The organism is Paraburkholderia sp. Clong3, assembly GCF_050436485.1.
In the GTDB taxonomy this organism is placed as follows: domain Bacteria; phylum Pseudomonadota; class Gammaproteobacteria; order Burkholderiales; family Burkholderiaceae; genus Paraburkholderia; species Paraburkholderia tuberum.
Map to the genome: position 1 here is coordinate 2956860 of NZ_JBNDMH010000002.1, position 20398 is coordinate 2977257.

15 protein-coding genes and 2 pseudogenes are annotated in these 20398 nt (G+C 65.3%); 14 read left to right on the top strand and 3 right to left on the bottom strand.

Annotated features, from left to right (window positions below; genetic code table 11):
• The first annotated feature begins 56 nt into the window (after nucleotides 1–56).
• Nucleotides 57–1013 carry an ABC transporter permease gene (locus OKW30_RS17805; RefSeq protein ID WP_184068833.1) on the top strand — a complete coding sequence of 319 codons (957 nt, stop codon included), beginning with the start codon at nucleotides 57–59 and terminating at the stop codon, nucleotides 1011–1013.
• 196 nt (nucleotides 1014–1209) lie between these two features.
• Here the strand turns inward: OKW30_RS17805 and OKW30_RS17810 are convergent.
• Nucleotides 1210–1680 (bottom strand): annotated as a pseudogene (locus OKW30_RS17810) (hypothetical protein); the annotation flags it as partial.
• Nucleotides 1681–2228: 548 nt separating this feature from the next.
• Between OKW30_RS17810 and OKW30_RS17815 the strand changes: the two are divergent.
• The 12 genes from OKW30_RS17815 (at nucleotide 2229) to OKW30_RS17870 (ending at nucleotide 16689) form a co-directional block, all read left to right on the top strand.
• On the top strand, nucleotides 2229–2999 hold the full coding sequence (locus OKW30_RS17815; protein ID WP_018419136.1) for a ferredoxin--NADP reductase: 771 nt from the start codon (nucleotides 2229–2231) through the stop codon (nucleotides 2997–2999).
• A 405-nt stretch (nucleotides 3000–3404) separates the two neighbouring features.
• Entirely contained in the window at nucleotides 3405–4292 is an 888-nt protein-coding gene (locus tag OKW30_RS17820) for a sensor histidine kinase (RefSeq protein ID WP_429347266.1), read from the top strand.
• 10 nt (nucleotides 4293–4302) lie between these two features.
• Nucleotides 4303–4959: a response regulator transcription factor RqpR gene (gene rqpR, locus OKW30_RS17825; RefSeq protein WP_184068839.1), complete on the top strand. Its 657-nt coding sequence runs from the start codon at nucleotides 4303–4305 to the stop codon at nucleotides 4957–4959.
• A 298-nt stretch (nucleotides 4960–5257) separates the two neighbouring features.
• Complete coding sequence (locus tag OKW30_RS17830) at nucleotides 5258–6649, top strand: amino acid permease (RefSeq protein ID WP_187612075.1); 1392 nt, start codon at nucleotides 5258–5260, stop codon at nucleotides 6647–6649.
• 465 nt (nucleotides 6650–7114) lie between these two features.
• The gene (locus OKW30_RS17835) at nucleotides 7115–7636 is read left to right on the top strand and encodes a (2Fe-2S)-binding protein (RefSeq protein ID WP_429347267.1); all 522 of its coding nucleotides are present in this window, start codon (nucleotides 7115–7117) and stop codon (nucleotides 7634–7636) included.
• A 10-nt stretch (nucleotides 7637–7646) separates the two neighbouring features.
• On the top strand, nucleotides 7647–10028 hold the full coding sequence (locus OKW30_RS17840; RefSeq protein ID WP_429347268.1) for a xanthine dehydrogenase family protein molybdopterin-binding subunit: 2382 nt from the start codon (nucleotides 7647–7649) through the stop codon (nucleotides 10026–10028).
• 28 nt (nucleotides 10029–10056) lie between these two features.
• Nucleotides 10057–10854, top strand: coding sequence for an FAD binding domain-containing protein (locus tag OKW30_RS17845; protein ID WP_429347269.1), 798 nt, complete (start codon nucleotides 10057–10059; stop codon nucleotides 10852–10854).
• A 168-nt stretch (nucleotides 10855–11022) separates the two neighbouring features.
• The gene (locus OKW30_RS17850) at nucleotides 11023–11904 is read left to right on the top strand and encodes an AAA family ATPase (RefSeq protein WP_090802637.1); all 882 of its coding nucleotides are present in this window, start codon (nucleotides 11023–11025) and stop codon (nucleotides 11902–11904) included.
• Nucleotides 11905–11915: 11 nt separating this feature from the next.
• Entirely contained in the window at nucleotides 11916–13181 is a 1266-nt protein-coding gene (locus tag OKW30_RS17855; RefSeq protein WP_429347270.1) for a vWA domain-containing protein, read from the top strand.
• On the top strand, nucleotides 13172–13786 hold the full coding sequence (locus OKW30_RS17860) for a CoxG family protein (protein ID WP_429347271.1): 615 nt from the start codon (nucleotides 13172–13174) through the stop codon (nucleotides 13784–13786). Before OKW30_RS17855 ends, OKW30_RS17860 begins: the two co-directional genes overlap by 10 nt.
• Nucleotides 13759–14781 carry an XdhC family protein gene (locus OKW30_RS17865; RefSeq protein WP_184002850.1) on the top strand — a complete coding sequence of 341 codons (1023 nt, stop codon included), beginning with the start codon at nucleotides 13759–13761 and terminating at the stop codon, nucleotides 14779–14781. Before OKW30_RS17860 ends, OKW30_RS17865 begins: the two co-directional genes overlap by 28 nt.
• 9 nt (nucleotides 14782–14790) lie before the next feature.
• Nucleotides 14791–16689, top strand: coding sequence for a DUF3857 domain-containing transglutaminase family protein (locus tag OKW30_RS17870; protein WP_429347272.1), 1899 nt, complete (start codon nucleotides 14791–14793; stop codon nucleotides 16687–16689).
• 11 nt (nucleotides 16690–16700) lie between these two features.
• Here the strand turns inward: OKW30_RS17870 and OKW30_RS17875 are convergent, their stop codons facing one another.
• Nucleotides 16701–17738, bottom strand: a complete 1038-nt coding sequence (locus OKW30_RS17875) for a serine/threonine protein kinase (protein WP_429347273.1) — start codon at nucleotides 17736–17738, stop codon at nucleotides 16701–16703.
• A 218-nt stretch (nucleotides 17739–17956) separates the two neighbouring features.
• Nucleotides 17957–18169, bottom strand: coding sequence for a hypothetical protein (locus tag OKW30_RS17880; protein ID WP_018419122.1), 213 nt, complete (start codon nucleotides 18167–18169; stop codon nucleotides 17957–17959).
• Nucleotides 18170–18555: 386 nt separating this feature from the next.
• Between OKW30_RS17880 and OKW30_RS17885 the strand changes: the two are divergent.
• Nucleotides 18556–20109 (top strand): annotated as a pseudogene (locus OKW30_RS17885) (efflux RND transporter permease subunit); the annotation flags it as partial.
• Nucleotides 20110–20398 lie beyond the last annotated feature (289 nt).

The following is a 20398-nucleotide window of genomic DNA, read 5'->3' on the forward strand; positions in this document are numbered from 1 at the left end:
TCTGGCGCTGGCGCTCATTTTCACGATCTGCGGGCAACCTTTCCGGATTCGATGCGATGAAAAAGAATCTTCCCATCCTGCTCGCACTCGCGGGGCTCGTCGTCTTTGGCCTCGTGCGCTACGACCACTTCGGCTCGGCGTACAACATCACGTCGTTCTGGCGCTACAACTCGATGTTCGCGCTGATCTCCATCGGCATGGCCTTCGTGATCATCACGGGCGGCATCGATCTGTCGGTCGGCACGGTCGCGGCGCTCGCGAGCGTGGTCGCCGCGTTGACGAGCGTCTTCGGCGGCTGGGTCGCGGTGCTGGCCGGTTGCGCGGCCGGGCTCGCGGTCGGTGTGCTGAACGGCGTCATCGTCACGCGGCTCAAGATCCTGCCGTTCATCGTCACGCTCGCGACGAGCCTCGGCGCCCACGGCGTCGCGCTGTTGCTCGGCAAGAACGACGCGGTATCGATCGCGGCCGATTCGAACTTCGGCAACTTCGGTCAGGGCGACCTGTTCGGGCTGCCGATTCCGGGACTCGTCGCGCTCGTCGCCGCGGTCGCCGGCTGGCTCGCGCTGCGCAGCACGCGCTTCGGGCGGCACTCGCTCGCGATCGGCGGTAGCGAAGAGGCCGCGCGGCTGATGGGGCTGAATGTCGACCGCACGCTGGTGATGGCCTATGCGGTCAGCGGGCTGCTCGCCGGCATGGCGGGCGTGATTCTCGCCGCGCAGTTCGGCGCTGGGCAGCCTAACGAAGGCGTCGGTTGGGAGCTGTTCGCGATTTCGGCGGTCGTGCTTGGCGGCACGCTGCTGACGGGCGGCGAGGGTTCCGTCGTGATGACGATTGCCGGCGTGCTGCTGCTCGGGCTCGTGTTCAATCTGCTGAACTTCGAGAACGGGCTCGGGTTCATCAGTCTGTCCGCGTACTGGCAATCGGTGATTCGCGGCGTGTTCCTGCTACTCGTGATCGTGCTGCAGGCGCGCGTGTTGAAACAGCGCGGAAAAAAGCGGGTGCCGGCGGTGTGAGCAAGCGGCACCCGCGAATTGGCGTCATCAATTCCATCGGACAGAATTTCCTTACTTGGCCGAGGCTTGCCGCCACAATCGCCGCCCCCGGCCCATCTCTGTGTACCGTTAGACTCGCCGCGAAACCGTGTGACCGTGACGCGTCCCCGACGCGTCACGACGTCCCCGATCGTCGTCCCCGGTTTCCTTATTGACTGTCGGTGCGCAACGTCCAGACGGTCGCCGTATTCGTGGAGCCAGGCAGCATCTGAACGCCATCCTCGCCGATGGCAAGATCGATCCGCGCGACCTTTCCGTTCAACACATCCGAGACGAAGACCCGGACGAATCGCCCCCCGTCGATCACGGTGAGATCCCAGGGGCCGTCCAGCAGGTTGGGATCTTTCAGTTCCTTGACGAGCCCGCCCTGAAGATTGGTGACGAGCAGCGAGCCCGGCGCGACGACGTTCTTGCCATCCGTGGTCGGCACATTGCCCACCAGCACGAAGCCGCCTCCCAGCACGGCGAGCGCCGTCGTGAGACCGAGATTGCTTCCCTGGAAGAACGTCACCGGATCGCTGTTGGACACGAGCTTGACGATCGTCGTACCGGTTCCCTGCAGATTCGACTTCGCATTGAAATTCGACACCACCACATCGCCGGGTTTGAGCGTGCTCCAGGACGGCACGCCGGCCGGCCACCCACCGCACCGCCTGGCTTCGCGCGACTCGCGTCCTGCGTAAACGAGGCAACGTCGGGCGTATTCCCCAAAAAATCGCGGCGCGCAAACGATAGTCGAAAGCGAGGCGATCTCGATGGCGCCGGCAGGGTTCCGCCCCATTTGCCAGTTTTATCAGCAGGGTCAATGCTGCGGCGCACGCCGCCTTTCGGTATCATCCTGACAATGTTGCCCTTGCGGCGCGTCGCTTTCGCGCCTGCCGGGCAACCAATGGCAGCCGCCCTTCGCGGCGTTCGCCGAATCGCCGTACCCCGCTGAAGCACGGCCGCACTCACGCCAACGTACTTCGCGGCGCCAGCAAGCCGGCGCCGCCGCTTCCCGGTTTGGCAACCCGCTTTACCACGCTCGACCGCCGCGCCGCGGCCCCGCCCCGGCGGGCACGGTAAAATGACGGATTGCGCGGGAGTCCCGACCACGGGTCAGCGCAGCATCGCCCCTTGCCGTGCCGGCCGGCTCAGACGACTGGCCGCCTTTGTTTTCGCACTATCCAAGAAGCCATGAGCAACCTGAATTCACAAACCGTCCTGAGCGTCCATCACTGGACCGATACGCTTTTCAGCTTCACCTGCACGCGCGATCCGTCGTTCCGTTTCGAAAACGGCCAGTTCACGATGGTGGGCCTGCAGGTCGAGGGCAAGCCGCTGCTGCGCGCATACAGCCTCGCCAGTGCGAACTACGAAGAACATCTCGAATTCCTCAGCATCAAGGTGCAGGACGGCCCGCTCACATCGCGTCTGCAGCACCTGAAGGTCGGCGACGAAGTGCTGATCGGCAAGAAGCCGGTCGGCACGCTGGTGGCCGACAACCTGCTGCCGGGCAAGACGCTGTGGCTGTTGTCCACCGGCACGGGCCTCGCGCCGTTCATGTCGATCATCAAGGATCCGGACATTTACGACCGCTACGAGCGCGTGGTCCTCACGCATACCTGCCGTTTCGTCGACGAACTCGCGTACAAGGAATACATCACCGAGCACCTGCCGGCGCATGAACACCTCGGCGAGTTCGTACAGGAAAAGCTGCTGTACTACCCGACCGTCACGCGCGAAGCGTTCCAGAACCGCGGCCGCATCACCGAGCTGATCGAAACCGAAAAGCTGTTCGCCGACCTCGGCGTGCCGGGTTTCTCGCTCGAGGACGACCGCGTCATGCTGTGCGGAAGCCCGCACATGCTGCGCGACACGCGCAAGCTGCTCGAAGACGCGGGCTTCAAGGAAGGCAGCAACAACGAACCGGGCCATTACGTGGTCGAAAAGGCCTTCGTCGGCTAAGCCGGCCGGCATTCTTCTTCGCGGCCCGCGTGCCGCGAATTCCAAAAAAGGAGCCTCCGGGCTCCTTTTTTTGTTGCTCCGTTACAAATTGGAGCGCGTTGCGTCACCTTCGCTGTCAGAATTCCTCTGACAGCACGAGTCCGCTGTAAACATCATGCAATCTCTGAAGACTCTGCGCTAAGCCTTGGTGCGACTGCTTTTTTAATCTTTTTGAGATATCATCGCGCCGCGAGATCAGACGAATTCATGCACCGATCGTCGTCCACCAGAGTTGTTACTGAATGTAAATTTCGTTACGTTGGGCCATCGTGTTTCGTCCGACGCGAAACCTCGTGATTCGCAGGCTTTGATTCCGTCTGCGCGTGCCCGCTTCGCCGTCCACTCCGCCTCCTGAGAGGGAAATTCATGGATACGTCGACTGCCGTCCCGTTCAACGCTGCGCTGGCTTCGTCCGCGCAGCGTGATGGCTTCGACATGCCATCGCTCGCCGCGCGCGAGATCGAGCGGCTGCGCGCGCGGGTACGCGAGCTGTCGGCCGAATTGGTCGACGCGCAGGAAAGCGTGCGCCGTCACGTCGCGCGCGAGCTGCACGACGGCGTCGGCGCCGAGCTGACTGCGACGCGCTTCGCGCTCGCCGGCATCGAAACCTGGCTGCCCGCCGACGCGCCGCCGCAATGCGCGGCCGCGCTCGCGGTCGCGAATCGTTCGCTCGACGCCGTGCAGGCGGCAAATCGCGACGCCATCGCACAACTGCACGCGCCCTCGTTCGAGACAGGCCTCGCCGGCGCGCTGCAGTGCTGGACCCGCGACTTCTCCATGCGCACCGGCTTGCGCACCACCTTCACCTGCAGCGGTGACGCGCGGCTCGCGCGCCTGCCCGCCGATGCCGCGCTCGCCGTGTTCCGCGTCGCGCAGGAAGCGCTGAACAACGTCGCGAAGCACGCGCGCGCGACCTGCGCCGACCTGCGCGTCGAAACCGGTGCGCGTCATCTGAGGCTCCTCGTCAGCGACGATGGCATCGGCCTGCCGCGCGGCGCGCGCGAACGCGGTGGCCAGAAAAAAACCGGCGGTCATTTCGGCCTCGCCGGCATGCAGGCGCGCTGCGCCGCATTCGACGGCACGCTGCGAATCAGCGCGAGGCGCACGAGCGTCGGTCGTGGCGAGGACAGCGGCACTGGCAGCAACGCCGCCATCACCCCGCGCGGCACTCTGGTCCAGGCCCGCTTCGCGTGGCACGCGCTGCTCGCGGCCGCCCCAACGCCGCGCGCCGCCCGGCGCGCGCTGCAATCGTGAGCCCGCGACCATGAGCCTGCGCATCCTGATCGTCGAAGATCACGCGGTGGTCCGCCAGGGCGTTCGCCATCTGCTGCTCGATCGCGGCGTCGCGCGCGAGGTCGCCGAGGCGCAAAGCGGCTCCGAAGCGCTCGACCGGGTCGTCCACCAGAGCTTCGACGTCGTGCTGCTCGACATTTCGCTGCCCGACATGAATGGCGTCGAGGTGCTCAAGCGTCTGAAGCGCAAGGCGCCGCGCGTCGCGGTGCTGATGTTCTCGATGTACCGCGAGGACCAGTACGCGGTGCGCGCGCTCAAAGCCGGCGCGTCCGGCTATCTGTCGAAGACGGTCGATGCCGCGCAGATGATCGGCGCGATCCAGCAGGTCGCGGCGGGCCGCAAGTACGTGAGCCCCGAGATGGCCGAGGCGCTCGCCGACTACGTGTCGTTCGACGGCGAGCAGTTGCCGCATGAAAAGCTGTCCGATCGGGAGTACCAGACGCTGTGCATGCTCGCGTCCGGCAAACGTCTCACCGATATCGCGGCCGCGCTGTCGCTGTCGGTGAAGACGGTCAGCGTGTACCGCACGCGGCTGCTCGACAAGATGAAGCTGCGCAACAACGCCGAGCTGACCTTCTATGTAATGAGCAACCGCCTCGTCGATCTGAATCCCGCGATGGCGGGCTAGCCCAGCAGGCGCCGCCAGCCGTGCCTGCGGCGTTGCGCCGCGGTCGTCCGATCGTGGCGCCGGCGCAATCGGAGAGATTGCATCCTCATCAATTGACTATTCAGTCAATAGCTTCACTGCCGCCCCGCTTCCGGCACCGCAAGACCTCCTCGAAATCACCTCCCGGCGGGAGTTTCCGCCCATCGCCTTGGCCCGGAAAGCGCCGCGCGAACCAGCCCGGCGGCACGCATCCGCTAGAATCGCGGGTTTTCCCGACATTCGGCGCGCAACAAGCGTGCACCACTAGAGATCCACGCCAATGTCCCTGTTTCGCAAAAAGAGCGTCGAGCACATGCTTGCGGCGAGCGCTCAGACCGCCGGCCTGAAAAAGGCGCTGGGCGCGCTCGACCTGACTTTCCTCGGCGTCGGCGCCATCATCGGCACCGGCATCTTCGTGCTGACCGGCACGGGCGCCTTACAGGCCGGTCCCGCGCTGATGATCTCGTTCCTGATCGCGGCGATCGCCTGCGGCTTCGCCGCGCTCGCCTACGCTGAATTCGCATCGACGATTCCGGTCGCCGGTTCGATCTACACGTACTCGTATGCGACGCTCGGCGAGCTGGCCGCGTGGATCATCGGCTGGGACCTGATGCTCGAGTACGGGCTCGCGACCTCGGCGGTGTCGGTCGGCTGGTCCGGCTATCTGCAGTCGTTGCTGTCGGGCTTCGGCGTATCGCTGCCGATGGCGCTGAGCGCAGCCCCCGGCGCCGTGCCCGGACACGAAACGCTGTTCAACCTGCCCGCCTTCCTCGTGATGATGGCGATCACCACGCTGCTGTCGCTCGGCGTGCGCGAATCCGCGCGAATCAACAACATCATGGTTGCGATCAAGGTCGTCGTCGTGCTGCTCGTGATCGGCGTCGGCGTGTTTCACGTCACGCCGGCCAACTGGCACCCGTTCATGCCTCACGGCTGGAGCGGCGTGTTCGGCGCGGCCGCGGTGATGTTCTTCGCGTTCATCGGCTTCGACTCGGTGTCGTCGGCGGCCGAAGAAGTGAAGAATCCGAAGCGCGACCTCCCGATCGGCATCATCGCGTCGCTCGGCGTGTGCGCGGTGCTGTATGTGGCCGTGGCCGCGGTCGTCACCGGCATCGTGCCGTCCGGGAAGTTCATGGGCATTTCGCACCCGGTGTCGTACGCGCTGCAACTCGCGGGGCAGAACTGGGTCGCGGGTTTCATCGACCTCGGCGCCGTGCTCGGCATGCTGACCGTGATTCTCGTGATGGCCTACGGTCAGACGCGGGTGATCTTCGCGATGTCGCGCGACGGCCTGCTGCCCGCGAAGCTGTCGAAAGTGCATCCGCGTTTCGCGACGCCGTTCTTCACGACGTGGCTCGTCGGCATCTTCTTCGGCCTGATCGGCGCGTTGGTGCCGCTCAATGTGTTGGCTGAGCTGATCAATATCGGCACGCTCGCGGCGTTCTCGATGGTGTCGATCGCGGTGCTCGTGCTGCGCAAGACGCACCCAGAGCTGCCGCGCGCGTTCCGTTGCCCTGGCGTGCCGGTCGTGCCGGTGCTCGCGGTCGCATCGTGCCTGTTCCTGATGCTGAACCTGCAAGGCATCACGTGGGGCGCGTTCGTGATCTGGCTGCTGATCGGCATGGTCATCTATTTCGGCTACTCGCGCCGTCATTCGAAACTGGCAAAGTAAAGCGCCGTTTCGATGAAGCCACGCCAATGAGCTGAATGGTCGCGAGCGTGGCCTCGCTTTCCGCTGATCTATCGATGCGCCCCGTCATGCTCCGCAGACGGGGCGCTTGTCTTTGCGGCGTCCCATTCCGTGGCCGCCATGTTCTCTTCGTGTGCGCGCGCGCCGACACACTTCCCCTCATAGCGCGCCCGCGCGATTTGTGCTTTACTTTTCGGCAGATTTGTAAAACCCGTAGTACCCTCATCGGACCTGGCGAATCGAAGTCAGCACGCAGTCGAAGCAAAGCAGGGGCAATAACAATCACAGGTCCGGTCTCACCCACAGCAACTATCTTGCATGGGATCGTGGTCTGCGCCGCGGCAGGGATCGATACGCCAACGCGCTCGCTCCGATCGACCGCGATAAACGCATGAGACCGCAGTAAGCGCTGAAGCGCTAACTGCGGTCGACAAAGGAGACAGCTTCATGGCGATCAGCATCAGTCTGACGGTCAATGGCGCGCCCGTGAGCGCCTCAGTCGACCCTGGCACCCTGCTTGTCCAGTTCCTGCGCGATCAACTCCGTCTGACCGGCACCCATGTCGGCTGCGATACGGCGCAATGCGGCGCCTGCACCGTGCATCTGAACGGCCGCGCGATCAAGTCCTGCAACATCCTCGCCGTGCAAGCCGAAGGCGCAGAAGTCACGACCATCGAAGGGCTCGCGCACAACGGCGCGCTGCATCCGATGCAGGCCGCCTTCAAGCACTGCCACGGTCTGCAATGCGGCTTCTGCACGCCGGGCATGGTGATGAACGCGGTGTCGCTGGTGCAGCGTCAACCCAATCTGACCGGCGACGAGGTGCGCGAGCAGCTCGACGGCAACCTATGCCGCTGTACGGGCTATCACAACATCGTCAAGGCCGTGCTCGAAGGCGCCGCGGGTATGAAGTCCGCCGCATCGAGCGCATCTGCCGGCGCGAATGCCGCCGGCGCCACCGCCGCCTGAGGAGCCGACGATGAACGCACCCGATACACAGAGCCTGATTGGCGCCGCCGTCGAACGCAAGGAAGACTATCGCTTCCTGACCGGCAAAGGCCAGTACACCGACGACATCGTGCTGCCGCAGCAAACCTACGCGGTGTTCCTGCGCTCACCGCACGCGCACGCGAAGATCAGAAGCATCGACACGAGCGCGGCCAAACAGTCGCCGGGCGTGGTCGCGATCTTCACCGGCGCGGATCTCGCCGCCGACAACGTCGGCGGACTGCCGTGCGGCTGGCTGATCCACAGCACCGATGGCAAGCCGATGAACGAGCCGCCGCATCCGGTGATCGCCCATACGAAAGCACGGCACGTGGGCGATCAGGTCGCGCTCGTGATCGCTGAATCGATCAAGGTGGCAAAAGATGCGGCCGAACTGATCGAAGTCGATTACGAAGAACTGCCGGCCGTCGTCGATACCGCGCATGCGGCCGACCCGGGTCAAGCGGCCGTGCACGACGAAGTGCCCGACAACGTCTGCTACAACTGGGGCCACGGCGACAAGGCCGCGACCGACGCCGCGTTCGCGAAAGCCGCGCACATAACCACGCTCGACATCGTCAACAACCGCCTCGTGCCGAACGCGATCGAGCCGCGCGCGGTCAACGCGAACTTTTCGGCGCAGGACGAGAGCTACACGCTGTACGTCGCGAATCAGAACCCGCACGTCGAGCGGCTGCTGATGGCCGCGTTCGTGCTGTCGCTGCCGGAATCGAAGCTGCGCGTGATCGCGCCGGACGTCGGCGGCGGCTTCGGCTCGAAGATCTTCCTGTACGCCGAAGACGTCGCGCTCACCTGGGCGTCGAAGAAGATCGGCCGGCCGGTCAAATGGACCGCCGAGCGCTCCGAGGCGTTCCTTTCCGATGCGCACGGCCGCGATCACGTGACCAAAGCCGAGCTTGCGCTGGACGCCGACGGCAAGTTCCTCGCCATGCGCGTGCATACGATCGCCAACATGGGCGCGTATCTGTCGACGTTCGCGTCGAGCGTGCCGACGATCCTGTACGCGACGCTGCTCGCCGGGCAATACGCAACGCCCGCGATCTACGCCGAAGTGCAGGCGGTCTTCACCAACACCGTTCCCGTCGATGCGTATCGCGGCGCGGGCCGGCCGGAAGCGACGTTCGTCGTCGAGCGCCTGGTGGAAGCCGCGGCGCGCGAGATGAAACTCGACCCCGCGGAAATCCGCCGCCGCAATTTCATCACGCAATTCCCGTACGCGACGCCGGTCGGCCTCACCTACGACACCGGCGACTACAACGCGATCCTCTCGCGCGCGCTCACGCTCGCGGACGTCGAGGGCTTCGCCGCACGCCGGCAGGAATCCGAACAGAACGGCAAGCGCCGCGGCCTCGGCTACTCGTGCTACATCGAGGCATGCGGTCTCGCGCCGTCGAACATCGCGGGCGCGCTCGGCGCGCGCGCGGGCCTGTTCGAAGTCGGCCAGATTCGCGTGCACCCGACCGGCTCGGTCACCGTGTTCACGGGCTCGCACAGTCACGGCCAGGGGCATGAGACGACCTTCGCACAAGTCGTCGCGGACCGCCTCGGCATTCCGCTCGAAAGCGTCGAGATCGTGCACGGCGACACTGGCCGCATCGCGTTCGGCATGGGCACGTATGGTTCGCGTTCGATCGCGGTCGGCGGCTCGGCCATCTCGAAGGCGCTCGACAAGATCGAAGCAAAGGCGAAGAAGATCGCCGCGCATCTGCTCGAAGCGTCGGCTGAAGACATCGAGTTCAGGAACGGTGTGTTCCGCGTCGCGGGCACCGACCGCACCAAGGCGTTCGCGGAGATCTCGCTCGCCGCGTACGTGCCGCACAACTATCCGCTCGACGTGCTCGAACCGGGGCTCGAAGAAAGCGCGTTCTACGATCCGACCAACTTCACGTATCCGTCGGGCGCGTATATCTGCGAGATCGAAGTCGATCCGGACACCGGCGTCTCCCGCATCCAGCAGTTCACCGCGGTCGACGATTTTGGCAACGTGATCAATCCGATGATCGTCGAAGGTCAGGTGCATGGCGGGCTCGGGCAAGGCATCGGTCAGGCGATGCTCGAGCGCTGCGTGTACGACAACGACAGCGGCCAGTTGCTGTCCGGCTCTTACATGGACTACGCGATGCCGCATGCGTCCGACCTGCCCGACTTCACGGTCGAAACGTCGAAGGGCACGCCGTGCACGCACAATCCGCTCGGCGTCAAAGGCTGCGGCGAAGCGGGCGCGATCGGCTCACCGCCGGCCGTGATCAACGCGATTATCGACGCGCTCGCGCCGCTTGGCGTGACCAATCTGCAGATGCCGGCCACGCCGCATCGCGTCTGGTCCGCGATTCAAGCGGCGAAGCAAGCCTGACCCAACGATCCTGAGCGGAGCATTCGACATGTATTCATTCGAGTATCAACGCGCGACGGATCCGCAAGCGGCCGCCGCAGCCCTCACCGCCGACAGCGACGCGAAGTTCCTCGCCGGCGGCCAGAGCCTTCTGCCGACGATGCGCCTGCGTCTCGCGCAGCCGTCGCAACTGATCGACGTGACGCGCATTCCCGCGCTCAGGACGATCACCGTCGACGCCAGCACGGTGACGATCGGCGCAGCCGTCTGTCACGCGGACGTCGCCGAACACGCGGACGTGCGGCGCGTGTTGCCCGCGCTCGCGGAGCTGGCCGCGAATATCGGCGATCGCCAGGTGCGCGCGCTCGGCACGATCGGCGGCTCGCTCGCGAACAACGACCCGGCCGCGTGCTACCCGGCGGCGGCGATGGGCCTCGATGCGACGATCGTCACGGACCGGCGGCGCATCGCTTCGGCCGATTTCTTCGTCGGCATGTACGAGACCGCGCTCGCGCCCGACGAGCTGATCGTCGCCGTCGAGTTTCCGGTGCCCGAGCGTGCCGCATACGAGAAATTCCGCAATCCGGCCTCGCACTTCGCGCTGGTCGGCGTGTTCGTCGCGAAGGTCGCGAGCGGCGTGCGCGTCGCGGTAACGGGGGCGGCGTCATCGGTGTTTCGCGTGGCCGAGCTCGAAAGCGCGCTGTCGACGAACTTCACGCCCGAGGCGGCACGTGCAGTGAGCGTGTCGCCCGACGAGCTGAACGACGACATGCACGCGAGCGCCGCGTATCGCGCGCATCTGATTCCGGTGCTCGCCGCGCGCGCGGTCACGAAGGCAAATGCCTAGCGATCCTCGCCAGGCGCCCCGGCTTGCCGCGCCTTCACCACGGTGCGCGCAAGCCGGCTTCGTTCACTTCGCGAGCCGGCGCGACAGTTCGACGCCGGGCTCGCGGCCATTGCGTTCTTCACTCGCGCCACGCTTTTCCATGGCCTGTCGCGCAGATTCAGGATCACCATGCAGCCGGCTTCGATCGACGACACCCTCGCCCAACTCGCCGCCCAACGCTATTTCGCGAGCCGCGAGCTCGCGACCGCACTGTATCTCGCGCTGCGCATGGAGCGGCCGTTGTTCGTCGAAGGCGAGCCGGGTGTCGGCAAAACCGAGCTCGCGAAAGCGGCGGCGGGCATGCTCGGCACCACGTTGCTGCGCCTGCAATGCTATGAAGGCCTCGACACCGCGAGCGCGCTGTATGAGTGGGACTACCCGCGCCAGATCATGGCGCTGCGGCTTGCCGAAGCGAGCGGCGAGCGCCCCGACAACGACACGCTATATCGTGGCGAATTCCTGCTGAAGCGTCCGCTTCTGCAGGCGTTGATGCCCGACGAAAACCATCCCGGCGCGCGGCGCGTGCTGCTGATCGACGAAATCGACCGCGCCGACGAACCGTTCGAGGCATTCCTGCTCGAACTCCTTTCGGATTTCCAGGTATCGATTCCCGAATACGGCACCGTGCGCGCGACGCAGCCGCCGCTCGTCATCATGACGTCGAACCGCACGCGCGAAGTGCACGACGCGTTGAAGCGCCGCTGTCTGTATCAATGGATCGGCTATCCGGACCGCGATCGCGAACTGGAGATCGTCGCCGCGCGCGCGCCGCAAACGTCGGCGCAATTGCAGCGGCGCGCGGTCGACTTCGTGCATCGGCTGCGCGGCATGGATCTGTTCAAGGCGCCCGGCATCGCCGAGACGATCGACTGGTGCCGCGCGCTCGAAGCGCTGTCGGTCACGGAGCTCGATCCGCAATCGGTGCAGAACACGCTCGGCGTGCTGCTCAAGTATCAGGACGATCTCGCGCGTGTGGATGCCGCGCAGATCGCGCAGTGTCTGTCCGGGTGAGGGTCGTTGGCATGACGAACGGAACCGGCTCAGGCAGGCTCGACGACACGAACCAGCACACTGCGCCCACGCTCGCGCGCAACGTCGTCCATTTCGTGCGCGTGCTGCGCGGCGCCGGCTTGCCGATGTCGCCCGCACAAGCAGTCGACGCACTCGCCGCGTTGCAGTGGATCGACCTCGGCCGCCGCGACGACGTGCACGCCGCGCTTGCCGCGCTGCTCGTCACCGCGCCCGACGAACGCGAACTCTTCAATGCCGCGTTCGATCTGTTCTGGCGCGACCCCGATTGGGAAGGCAAGCTGCGCGCGCTGCTGCTGCCGAAAGTGCGCGACGGGCTGCCACCGCCGAAGCGCAACAACCGTCTCGCCGATGCGCTCGCGGTGCGCACGCCACCCTCGCCGCATCTGAATGCGCCGCAGGAAACCGAGCCGCACGAGTTGCATGCGCAGTTGACGTTCAGCGCCGAAGAGCGGCTGCGTCATCGCGATTTCGACACGCTGAACGCCGACGAATGGCGCACGCTGCGGCATCTGATTCGCGGCCAGCGGCTGCCGCTCGCAACCGAATCGACGCGGCGCCTGAAGGCGGCATCGCACGGCACGCATGCGGACTTGCGCGCGAGCGCGCGGCATGCGGTGCGCGCCGGTGGCGACTGGACCGTGTGGAAGTATCGCGCGAGGGTGGAGCGCAAGCCGCCGCTCGTGCTGCTGCTCGACATTTCCGGCTCGATGAGCAACTACTCGCGCGCGGTGCTCTACTTTTGCCACGCGTTGTTGCAGTCGCGCGAACGTCTGCAGGTGTTTCTGTTCGGCACGCGGCTCACGAACGCGACGCGCGCATTGCGCGAACGCGATCCGGACGTCGCGATCGCGACGCTCAGCGATCAGGTGGTCGACTGGTCGGGCGGCACGCGCATCGGCGCGGCGCTCGCCGAGTTCAACCGACGCTGGGCGCGCCGCGTGCTCACAGGTCGTGCGACGGTGCTGCTCGTCACCGACGGTCTCGATCACGAAGCGATCGACGTGCTCGATACCGAAATGGCGCGCCTCGCACGCTTCGCGCATCGCATCGTGTGGCTCAATCCGCTGCTGCGGTTCAGCGGCTTTACTCCGAAGGCGCGCGGCGTGCAAGCGATCCTGCCGTATGTCGACGCGCATCGTCCGGTTCATAATCTAGACAGTCTCGCAGCGTTCGGCCACGATCTCGCGCAACTGACGCGCGCGCCTCGCCACGCCGTCGCCGCGACGACACTCGCAGGAGCAACGTCATGGAATTGAGCGAAACTCATACGCTGCCGGTCGCGCAGCAGCAAACCTGGGACGCGTTGAACGACACCGAGATTCTGCGCGCTTGCATTCCCGGCTGCGAAAGCATCGACCCGGACGGCGAAAACGCGTACCTGGTCACGCTGGTCGCGGCGGTCGGCCCGGTCAAGGCGCGCTTCAAGGGGCGCATGCAACTGACCGATATCGACGCGCCGAACGCCTACACCATTGTGTTCGAAGGCCAGGGCGGCGCCGCGGGTTTTGCCAAGGGCAACACGCAGGTCTCGCTCGAAGCCGACGGCGATGCCGCGACGAAGCTCTCCTACACCGCCAATGCGCAGGTCGGCGGCAAGCTCGCGCAGATCGGCTCGCGGCTCGTCGACGGTGCGGCGCGCAAGATTGCGGGGGAGTTTTTCAAGCGCTTGAGCGCCCAGCTCTCGGGAGACAATAGCGCTGATGAAACAGCGGAAGGCGACGCCCCGGTGCATACCGAAACCGAAGCCGAAGCCGCATCCGCCTCCGGGCAAACGGAATCGAACGAGGCCGCGGACGGCGAGTCCGGCGGCGAAGCAAAGAAAGGGAAGAAATCATGGACAGCGTGGATCTCGAAGTTCTGAAAACCAGCGCCCGCTGGCTCGCGGACGGACATCGCGCGCTCCTCGTGACGGTCGTGAAGACGTGGGGCTCGTCGCCGCGTCCCGAGGGCGCGATGCTCGCGGTGCGCGACGACGGCCTCGTGGTGGGCTCGGTGTCGGGCGGCTGCATCGAAGACGATCTGATCGATCGCGTGCGGCAACGGGGCATCGAGCAGACACATCCGGAGGCGGTGAAGTACGGCATCACGGCCGAGGAAGCGCATCGCTTCGGCCTGCCGTGCGGCGGCACGATCCAGCTCGTGCTCGAACCGTTGACGCGGCAAAGCGGCATCGCCGAGCTGTGTCACGCGGTCGAAAACGGCCGGCTCGTCGCGCGCGAACTCGACATGACGACGGGCGCGGTGCGGCTCGACAACGCGCAGGCGACCGACGGCGTGCATTTCGACGGTGAGCGTCTGTTGACGATCCACGGCCCGCGCTACCGGATGCTAGTGATCGGCGCCGGGCAGTTGTCTCGCTACCTGTGCCATATCGCGGTGGGGCTCGATTATCAGGTGACGGTCTGCGATCCGCGCGAGGAATACACCGAGGAATGGGACGTACCGGGCACGAAGATCGTACGCACGATGCCGGACGATACCGTGATCGACATGAAGCTCGACGAGCGCTGCGCGGTGATCGCGCTCACGCACGATCCGAAGCTCGACGATCTCGCGCTGATGGAAGCATTGAAGACGCCGGCGTTTTATGTCGGCGCGCTCGGCTCGCGCAGGAACAATCACGCGCGACGCGAGCGCCTGAAGGAGTTCGATCTGAACGAAGCCGAACTGGCCCGCTTGCATGGACCTGTCGGCATTTATATCGGTAGCAGGACGCCGCCCGAGATCGCGGTGTCGATTCTGGCGGAGGTGACGGCGGCGAAAAATGGCGTGTCGCTGCCGACGCTATTGCAGGTCGAAGGCGCGAAGGCCGCGCGGGAGATTGCGGCGTCGGGTGGCGCCGCTTGCAGCGTGTAGCCCGCCGTCATGCGACTCTGCCTCGTGGTCCTTGCCTCCGCCGGCTGGCTGGCCGGCATTCACGCCGCGAGCGCGAGCGCGCCGCTCAACCTGGACGATCCCTACACCAACGAAGGCGAGACGCAGACCTTCGCCGTCAACGCTGACGGCTCGTATGCGAAGCTTGATTCGATGACGCTGCGCGTGAACAACGAAGCCGGCGTCGAGCGGGTCGCTCAGCAATACGTCTGGTTCAACCGCAACATGGCCGACGTGCAGATCCTCGAGGCCTACACGGTCACCGCCGACGGCAAGCGTCACGATGTTGCGCCCGAGCAGATCCGCGACGTCCAGGAAGTCCGCTCGTTCGACGCGCCGATGTTCCAGGACATCCAGGAAAAGGTGATCGTGTTCCCCGCGGTCGAACCCGGCGCGCGCGTGCATCTGACGTACCGCAAGACGCAGCGTCAGCCGATAGTGCCGGGCGAATTCAGCGACTTCACGCCGCCCGATCTCGCGCCGACCCGCAACTTCCGCCTGATCTACGACCTGCCCGCCGACAAGCCGCTGTATGCGGACGCGCGCGGCTTCAGCGCAGTGACACCGGTCACGCGCGACGGCCGCACGCGTTACGAATTCCGCTATGACAAGGCACACTTCGACCGGCTCGAACGCGGCTCGGTCGCGTACGTGTCGTACGGTGATCGGCTGATGGTGTCGACCTTCCCGAGCTATGCCGCGTTCGCCGCCTCCTATCGCAGCTCCGCGGCCGACCCGGGCGCGCACGACGTCGCGATCACCCAGTTCGCTCAGCAGCTGACCGCGCACGATCACACCCCACACGACAAAGCCAAAACGCTGTACGACTGGGTTCGCCGCAATATCCGCTATGTCGCGATCTACGTCGGACGTGGCGCCGTCGTGCCGCACAGCGCAAGCGCGATTCTCGCGAACCGCTATGGCGACTGCAAGGACCACGTCGCGCTCTACGGCGCGCTGCTCGACGCGGTCGGCGTGCGCAACGAGCCGGCGTTGATCAGCAGCGGCACGATCTACACGCTGCCGAGCGTCCCGGGCTACGGCGTCATCAATCATGCGATCACGTGGCTGCCCGATTTGCAGATGTACGCGGATTCGACCGCGTCGAACGTCGAATTCGGTTTTCTGCCTTCGTCCGACATGGACCGTCCTACCGTGCTGATCGGCGACGGCGTACTCGCGCAAACGCCGGCCACCGCGCAGATGTCGCGCAGCACCGATCTCGCGATCAAGATCGAACCGGATGGCTCGGCGAGCTTCACGTATCGGCTGCAGGATGCCGGGCCGTACGCCGAGCAGGCCCGCGCGCGGCTGCGCACGCAAACGCCCGCGCAACGCGAGGAATCGATTCAGACCGAGTTGCGCAACGCGAATCTGCGCGGCACCGCGACGCTGACGACGAGCGACCTCAGCGCGGCCGACGGCCCGCTCACGCTGACGATGAAAGGCACGCTCGAGAGTCTCGTGGTGACCGGCATGACGGCCTCGATTCCGGCCTTGACGAGCCTCGGCGGCGGCGTCGAAGCCGACACGCGCTACTGGCTCGGCGAACGCAAGCGCACGCAGCCGTTCGTGTGCCACAACCTCGCGATCCACGAACGCGCGCGCATCGAACTGCCGGCCAATTTCCGCGTGCTCGACATGCCGGAGGCGCAACGCACGCAGGACCGCTTCGTCGATTTCACGTCGCAGTACGCGTTCGACCCGCGCAGCAACGTGGTCACGATGACGCGCGACGGCGCCACCCATTTCGACAGCGACGTCTGCACGCCCGACGATTTCACGCGCATGCGTCCCGCGATCGAAGCGATTGGGCGGGACGTGCGCGCGGAGGTGATCGTCAGATCGACGTTGGTGGAGTCGTCGAATGTGGCGTCGCAGGCGCCCTGACCGTCAACACGTCAAACCGGCCACAACGGCCCTTCCTGCATCGCGCCGATCTGCTCGCGCATCTCGAGGATGCGATCTTCCCAGTAGCGCTGCGTGTTGAACCACGGAAACGCGGCCGGAAACGCCGGATCGTTCCAGCGGCGCGCGAGCCATGCCTGATAGTGAATCAGCCGCAACGTGCGCAGCGCTTCGATCAGATACAACTCACGCGGATCGAATTCGCAGAAATCCTCGTAACCGGCGAGCAGATCGGCCAGCGCGCGCGACGCCTCCGCACGCTCGCCCGGCAACAGTAGCCACAAATCCTGAATCGCGGGCCCCATGCGGCTGTCGTCGAAATCGACGAAATGCGGGCCCGCGTCGGTCCACAGCACGTTGCTCGGATGACAGTCGCCGTGCAGACGCAGCCTGCGAATCTCGCCAGCCCGCTCGAACGCACCCGCGACGCCTTCGAGCGCGAGATTCACGACGGTTTCCCACGCGGTGCGCAGATCGTCGGGCACGAAACGGTGCGCGAGCAGGAAGTCGCGCGGCTCGTAGCCGAAAGTGTCGATGTTTAGCGTGGGACGTTCTACGTAGTCCTGGGTCTGCCCGATCGCATGAATGCGTCCGATGAAACGCCCCAGCCATTCCAGCGTGTCGCGCCGGTCGAGATCCGGCGCGCGACCGCCGCGTCGCTCGAAGACCGAGAAGCGGAATCCGTCGAAGCTGTGCAGCGTGCGGCCATCGAGCACGCGCGCGGGCACGGCTGGGATCTCGCGCGCGACGAGTTCGGCGACGAACGCGTGCTCTTCGAGAATCCCCGCGTCGCTCCAGCGCTCGGGACGATAGAACTTCGCGACCACGGGCGGACCGTCTTCGACGCCGACCTGATACACGCGATTTTCGTAGCTGTTGAGCGGCAGCAGACGGCCGTCGGTACGCACGCCGGTCGTTGCGAGCACGCCGTCGATCGCGTCGAGCACGGTTTCCGGCGTGAGCCGCGCGAATGGCACGGCGCCATCGGCGCCGGCCTCGGGATAGGAATTGTCGGGAATGGTGTCGTTCATGCCCCGCATTGTGCGCCGCGCCGCGGGTAAAGACGAGGGCGACGACTCACAATGCGTGCGTGGCATCGCTAGAAATACGGGCTGATTTGGGACGCGCCGTGAATCGACGCGCGCATCGGCCCACGGCGATGCTGGCGAGCCGATCTCAGCTTACAGCATCACTACAGCCCGCACCTGCGGGTCACACAACGGCAATGAGCAACCGGTAAGCCTCTCGTTCAATGCGTCTGCGCGCCGGCCGGACGTATCAGGTCGCCGGTATCGATCAGATCTTCCAGGAAAAAGGGTTCGGTATTGAGTTGCTGCGAGGCGCCGGGCTCGCCGGCGTACCACGCCACCATCGCCATGTCGCCAAGAATGCGCATGACGATTCCGCGCGCGCCTTGCGGCACGGCGATATGTACCGATCGGACAATGGAACCGACTTCCATGATAATTCCCCGCTTCCCTTAGCCGGCTTTATGATTTCACGCCGGTCGAGGTGATGATAAAAACGCCGCTTCGCATTTGACGTTGCGTGCGCACTTAATCTGTCGCGCGGATGGCGCGTAAGAGGTTCGAGTCATTGTTCCCGCTTTGCGGGGCCTTGGGAAGGCGAATAGAAGGCTTTCACCCGTCGTTTCGCCCTATTCCCATTACGCTGCGCACGGCCGATGATCTCGGCGTCAGACGTCGTAATGCAGACCATCATAAACCCTGCGGGGGGAGACATCAAAAACGTGCACTGCCGGAACGATCTGCCACATGCGGGCGCCGCGCGGCTTCGTACCTGCCTTCGCGCCGAGGTGTGCGCCTGCGTTTCCGATCCGCGCGGCGCTTGACCATTCTGCGCACGCCCACCGACATCTTTCCGAACGTCGATATTCCGGTGCTCTCGGTCATCTGGTCGTATAACGGCCTGCCCGCCGACGAAATGGAGCGGCGCATCGCGCTGAACTACGAGCGCGGCTTGTCGGTGGCGGTCAACGATATCGAACACACGGAATCGACATCGCTGAACGGCATCGCCGTCATCAAGATCTTTTTCCAGCCGGGCGCGAATATCGACGAAGCGCTCGCCGAGGTCACCGCGCTGTCGCAATCACAAGTGCGCTCGCTGCCGCCCGGCATCACGCCGCCGATCATCCCGCGCTACAACGCGTCGACGGTGCCGATCTTGCGGCTCGCGTTGTCGTCCGCGTCGCTGACCGAGCAGGAACTCTACGACTTCGGCAATAACTTCCTGAAGACGCAACTCGCCACCGTGCCGGGCGCGCCCGCGCCGCTGCCGTATGGCGGCAAGCAGCGGCAGATCATGGTCGACATCGATTCGCGCAAGCTGCAGGAGCGCAATCTGTCGCCGATCGACGTGGTCAACGCAGTCTCCGCGCAAAATCTGATCCTGCCCTCGGGTACCACGAAGATCGGCTCGACCGAGTACTCGGTGGAAATGAACGGCAGCCCCGATTCCCTCGCGGGCCTGAACAACATTCCGATCCGCACCACGGCAAACGGCACCATCTATATCCGCGACGTCGCGCACGTGCGCGACGGCTACCAGCCACAGACCAACGTCGTGCGCGTGAGCGGCCAGCGCGCCGCACTGCTGACGATCAACAAAAGCGGCAACACGTCCACGCTCGATATCGTCGACCGCATCAAGACGATGATGCCGACGCTGCGCAATCTGGTGCCGCCGTCGCTGAATATCGATCCCGTCGCCGACCAATCGCTGTTCGTGCGTGCATCCGTGCAGGGCGTATTGCGTGAAGCGCTGATCGCCGCGTGCCTGACGGGCCTGATGATTCTGCTGTTCCTCGGCAACTGGCGCGCGACGCTGATCATCGCGGTATCGATTCCGTTGTCGATGATCACGTCGATCATCGCGTTGTCCGCGCTCGGTCAGACGATCAACATCATGACGCTCGGCGGCCTCGCGCTCGCGGTCGGGATTCTCGTCGACGATGCGACCGTCGCGATCGAAAACATCAGCCATCAGCTCGAACAGGGCAAGACGCTAGAACAGGCGATTCTCGACGGCGCGCATCAGATCGCGATTCCGACGCTGGTGTCGACGCTGGCGATCTGTATCGTGTTCGTGCCGATGTTTCTGCTCACCGGTGTCGCGCACTATCTGTTCATTCCGCTTGCCGAAGCGGTGGTTTTCGCGATGCTCGCGTCGTACTTCTTCTCGCGTACGCTCGTGCCGACGCTCGCGAAGTATCTGCTGCGCTATCACCACAAGCCCGCGGATTTACATCTCGAAGCGCGAGTCGCGCGACCGGGACGGTTCGTCACGCTGTTTCTCGCGTGCTGTTGCGCGTCGCTGCTGTTGCTGCCGTTTATCGGCCGCGACTTTTTCCCCGCCGTCGATGCCGGCACGATCGCGCTGACCAACGAGCGCAACGCGGTCGCGATCGCGCGCCGCCGGATGGCCGCGAGCGTCGCGCTGGTGAAGGCGCTCGGCGGCGGCTGGGATACGTCGAGACTGCCGGGCGACGACGCGCTCGTGCATCCGTCGACGGCGACTTCGGGGGCGACGCGGGCGCCGGCGCCGGGCAGTGAAGCCGGGGCGCACGGCTAGCGCCGGGAGACAGGCGCGCGACATGTTGCGGATGGAGCGCTGCGGGTCACCATTGGCACGCCGCGTTGGCCGCGACGCCGGCTTGAAACGCGTTTTC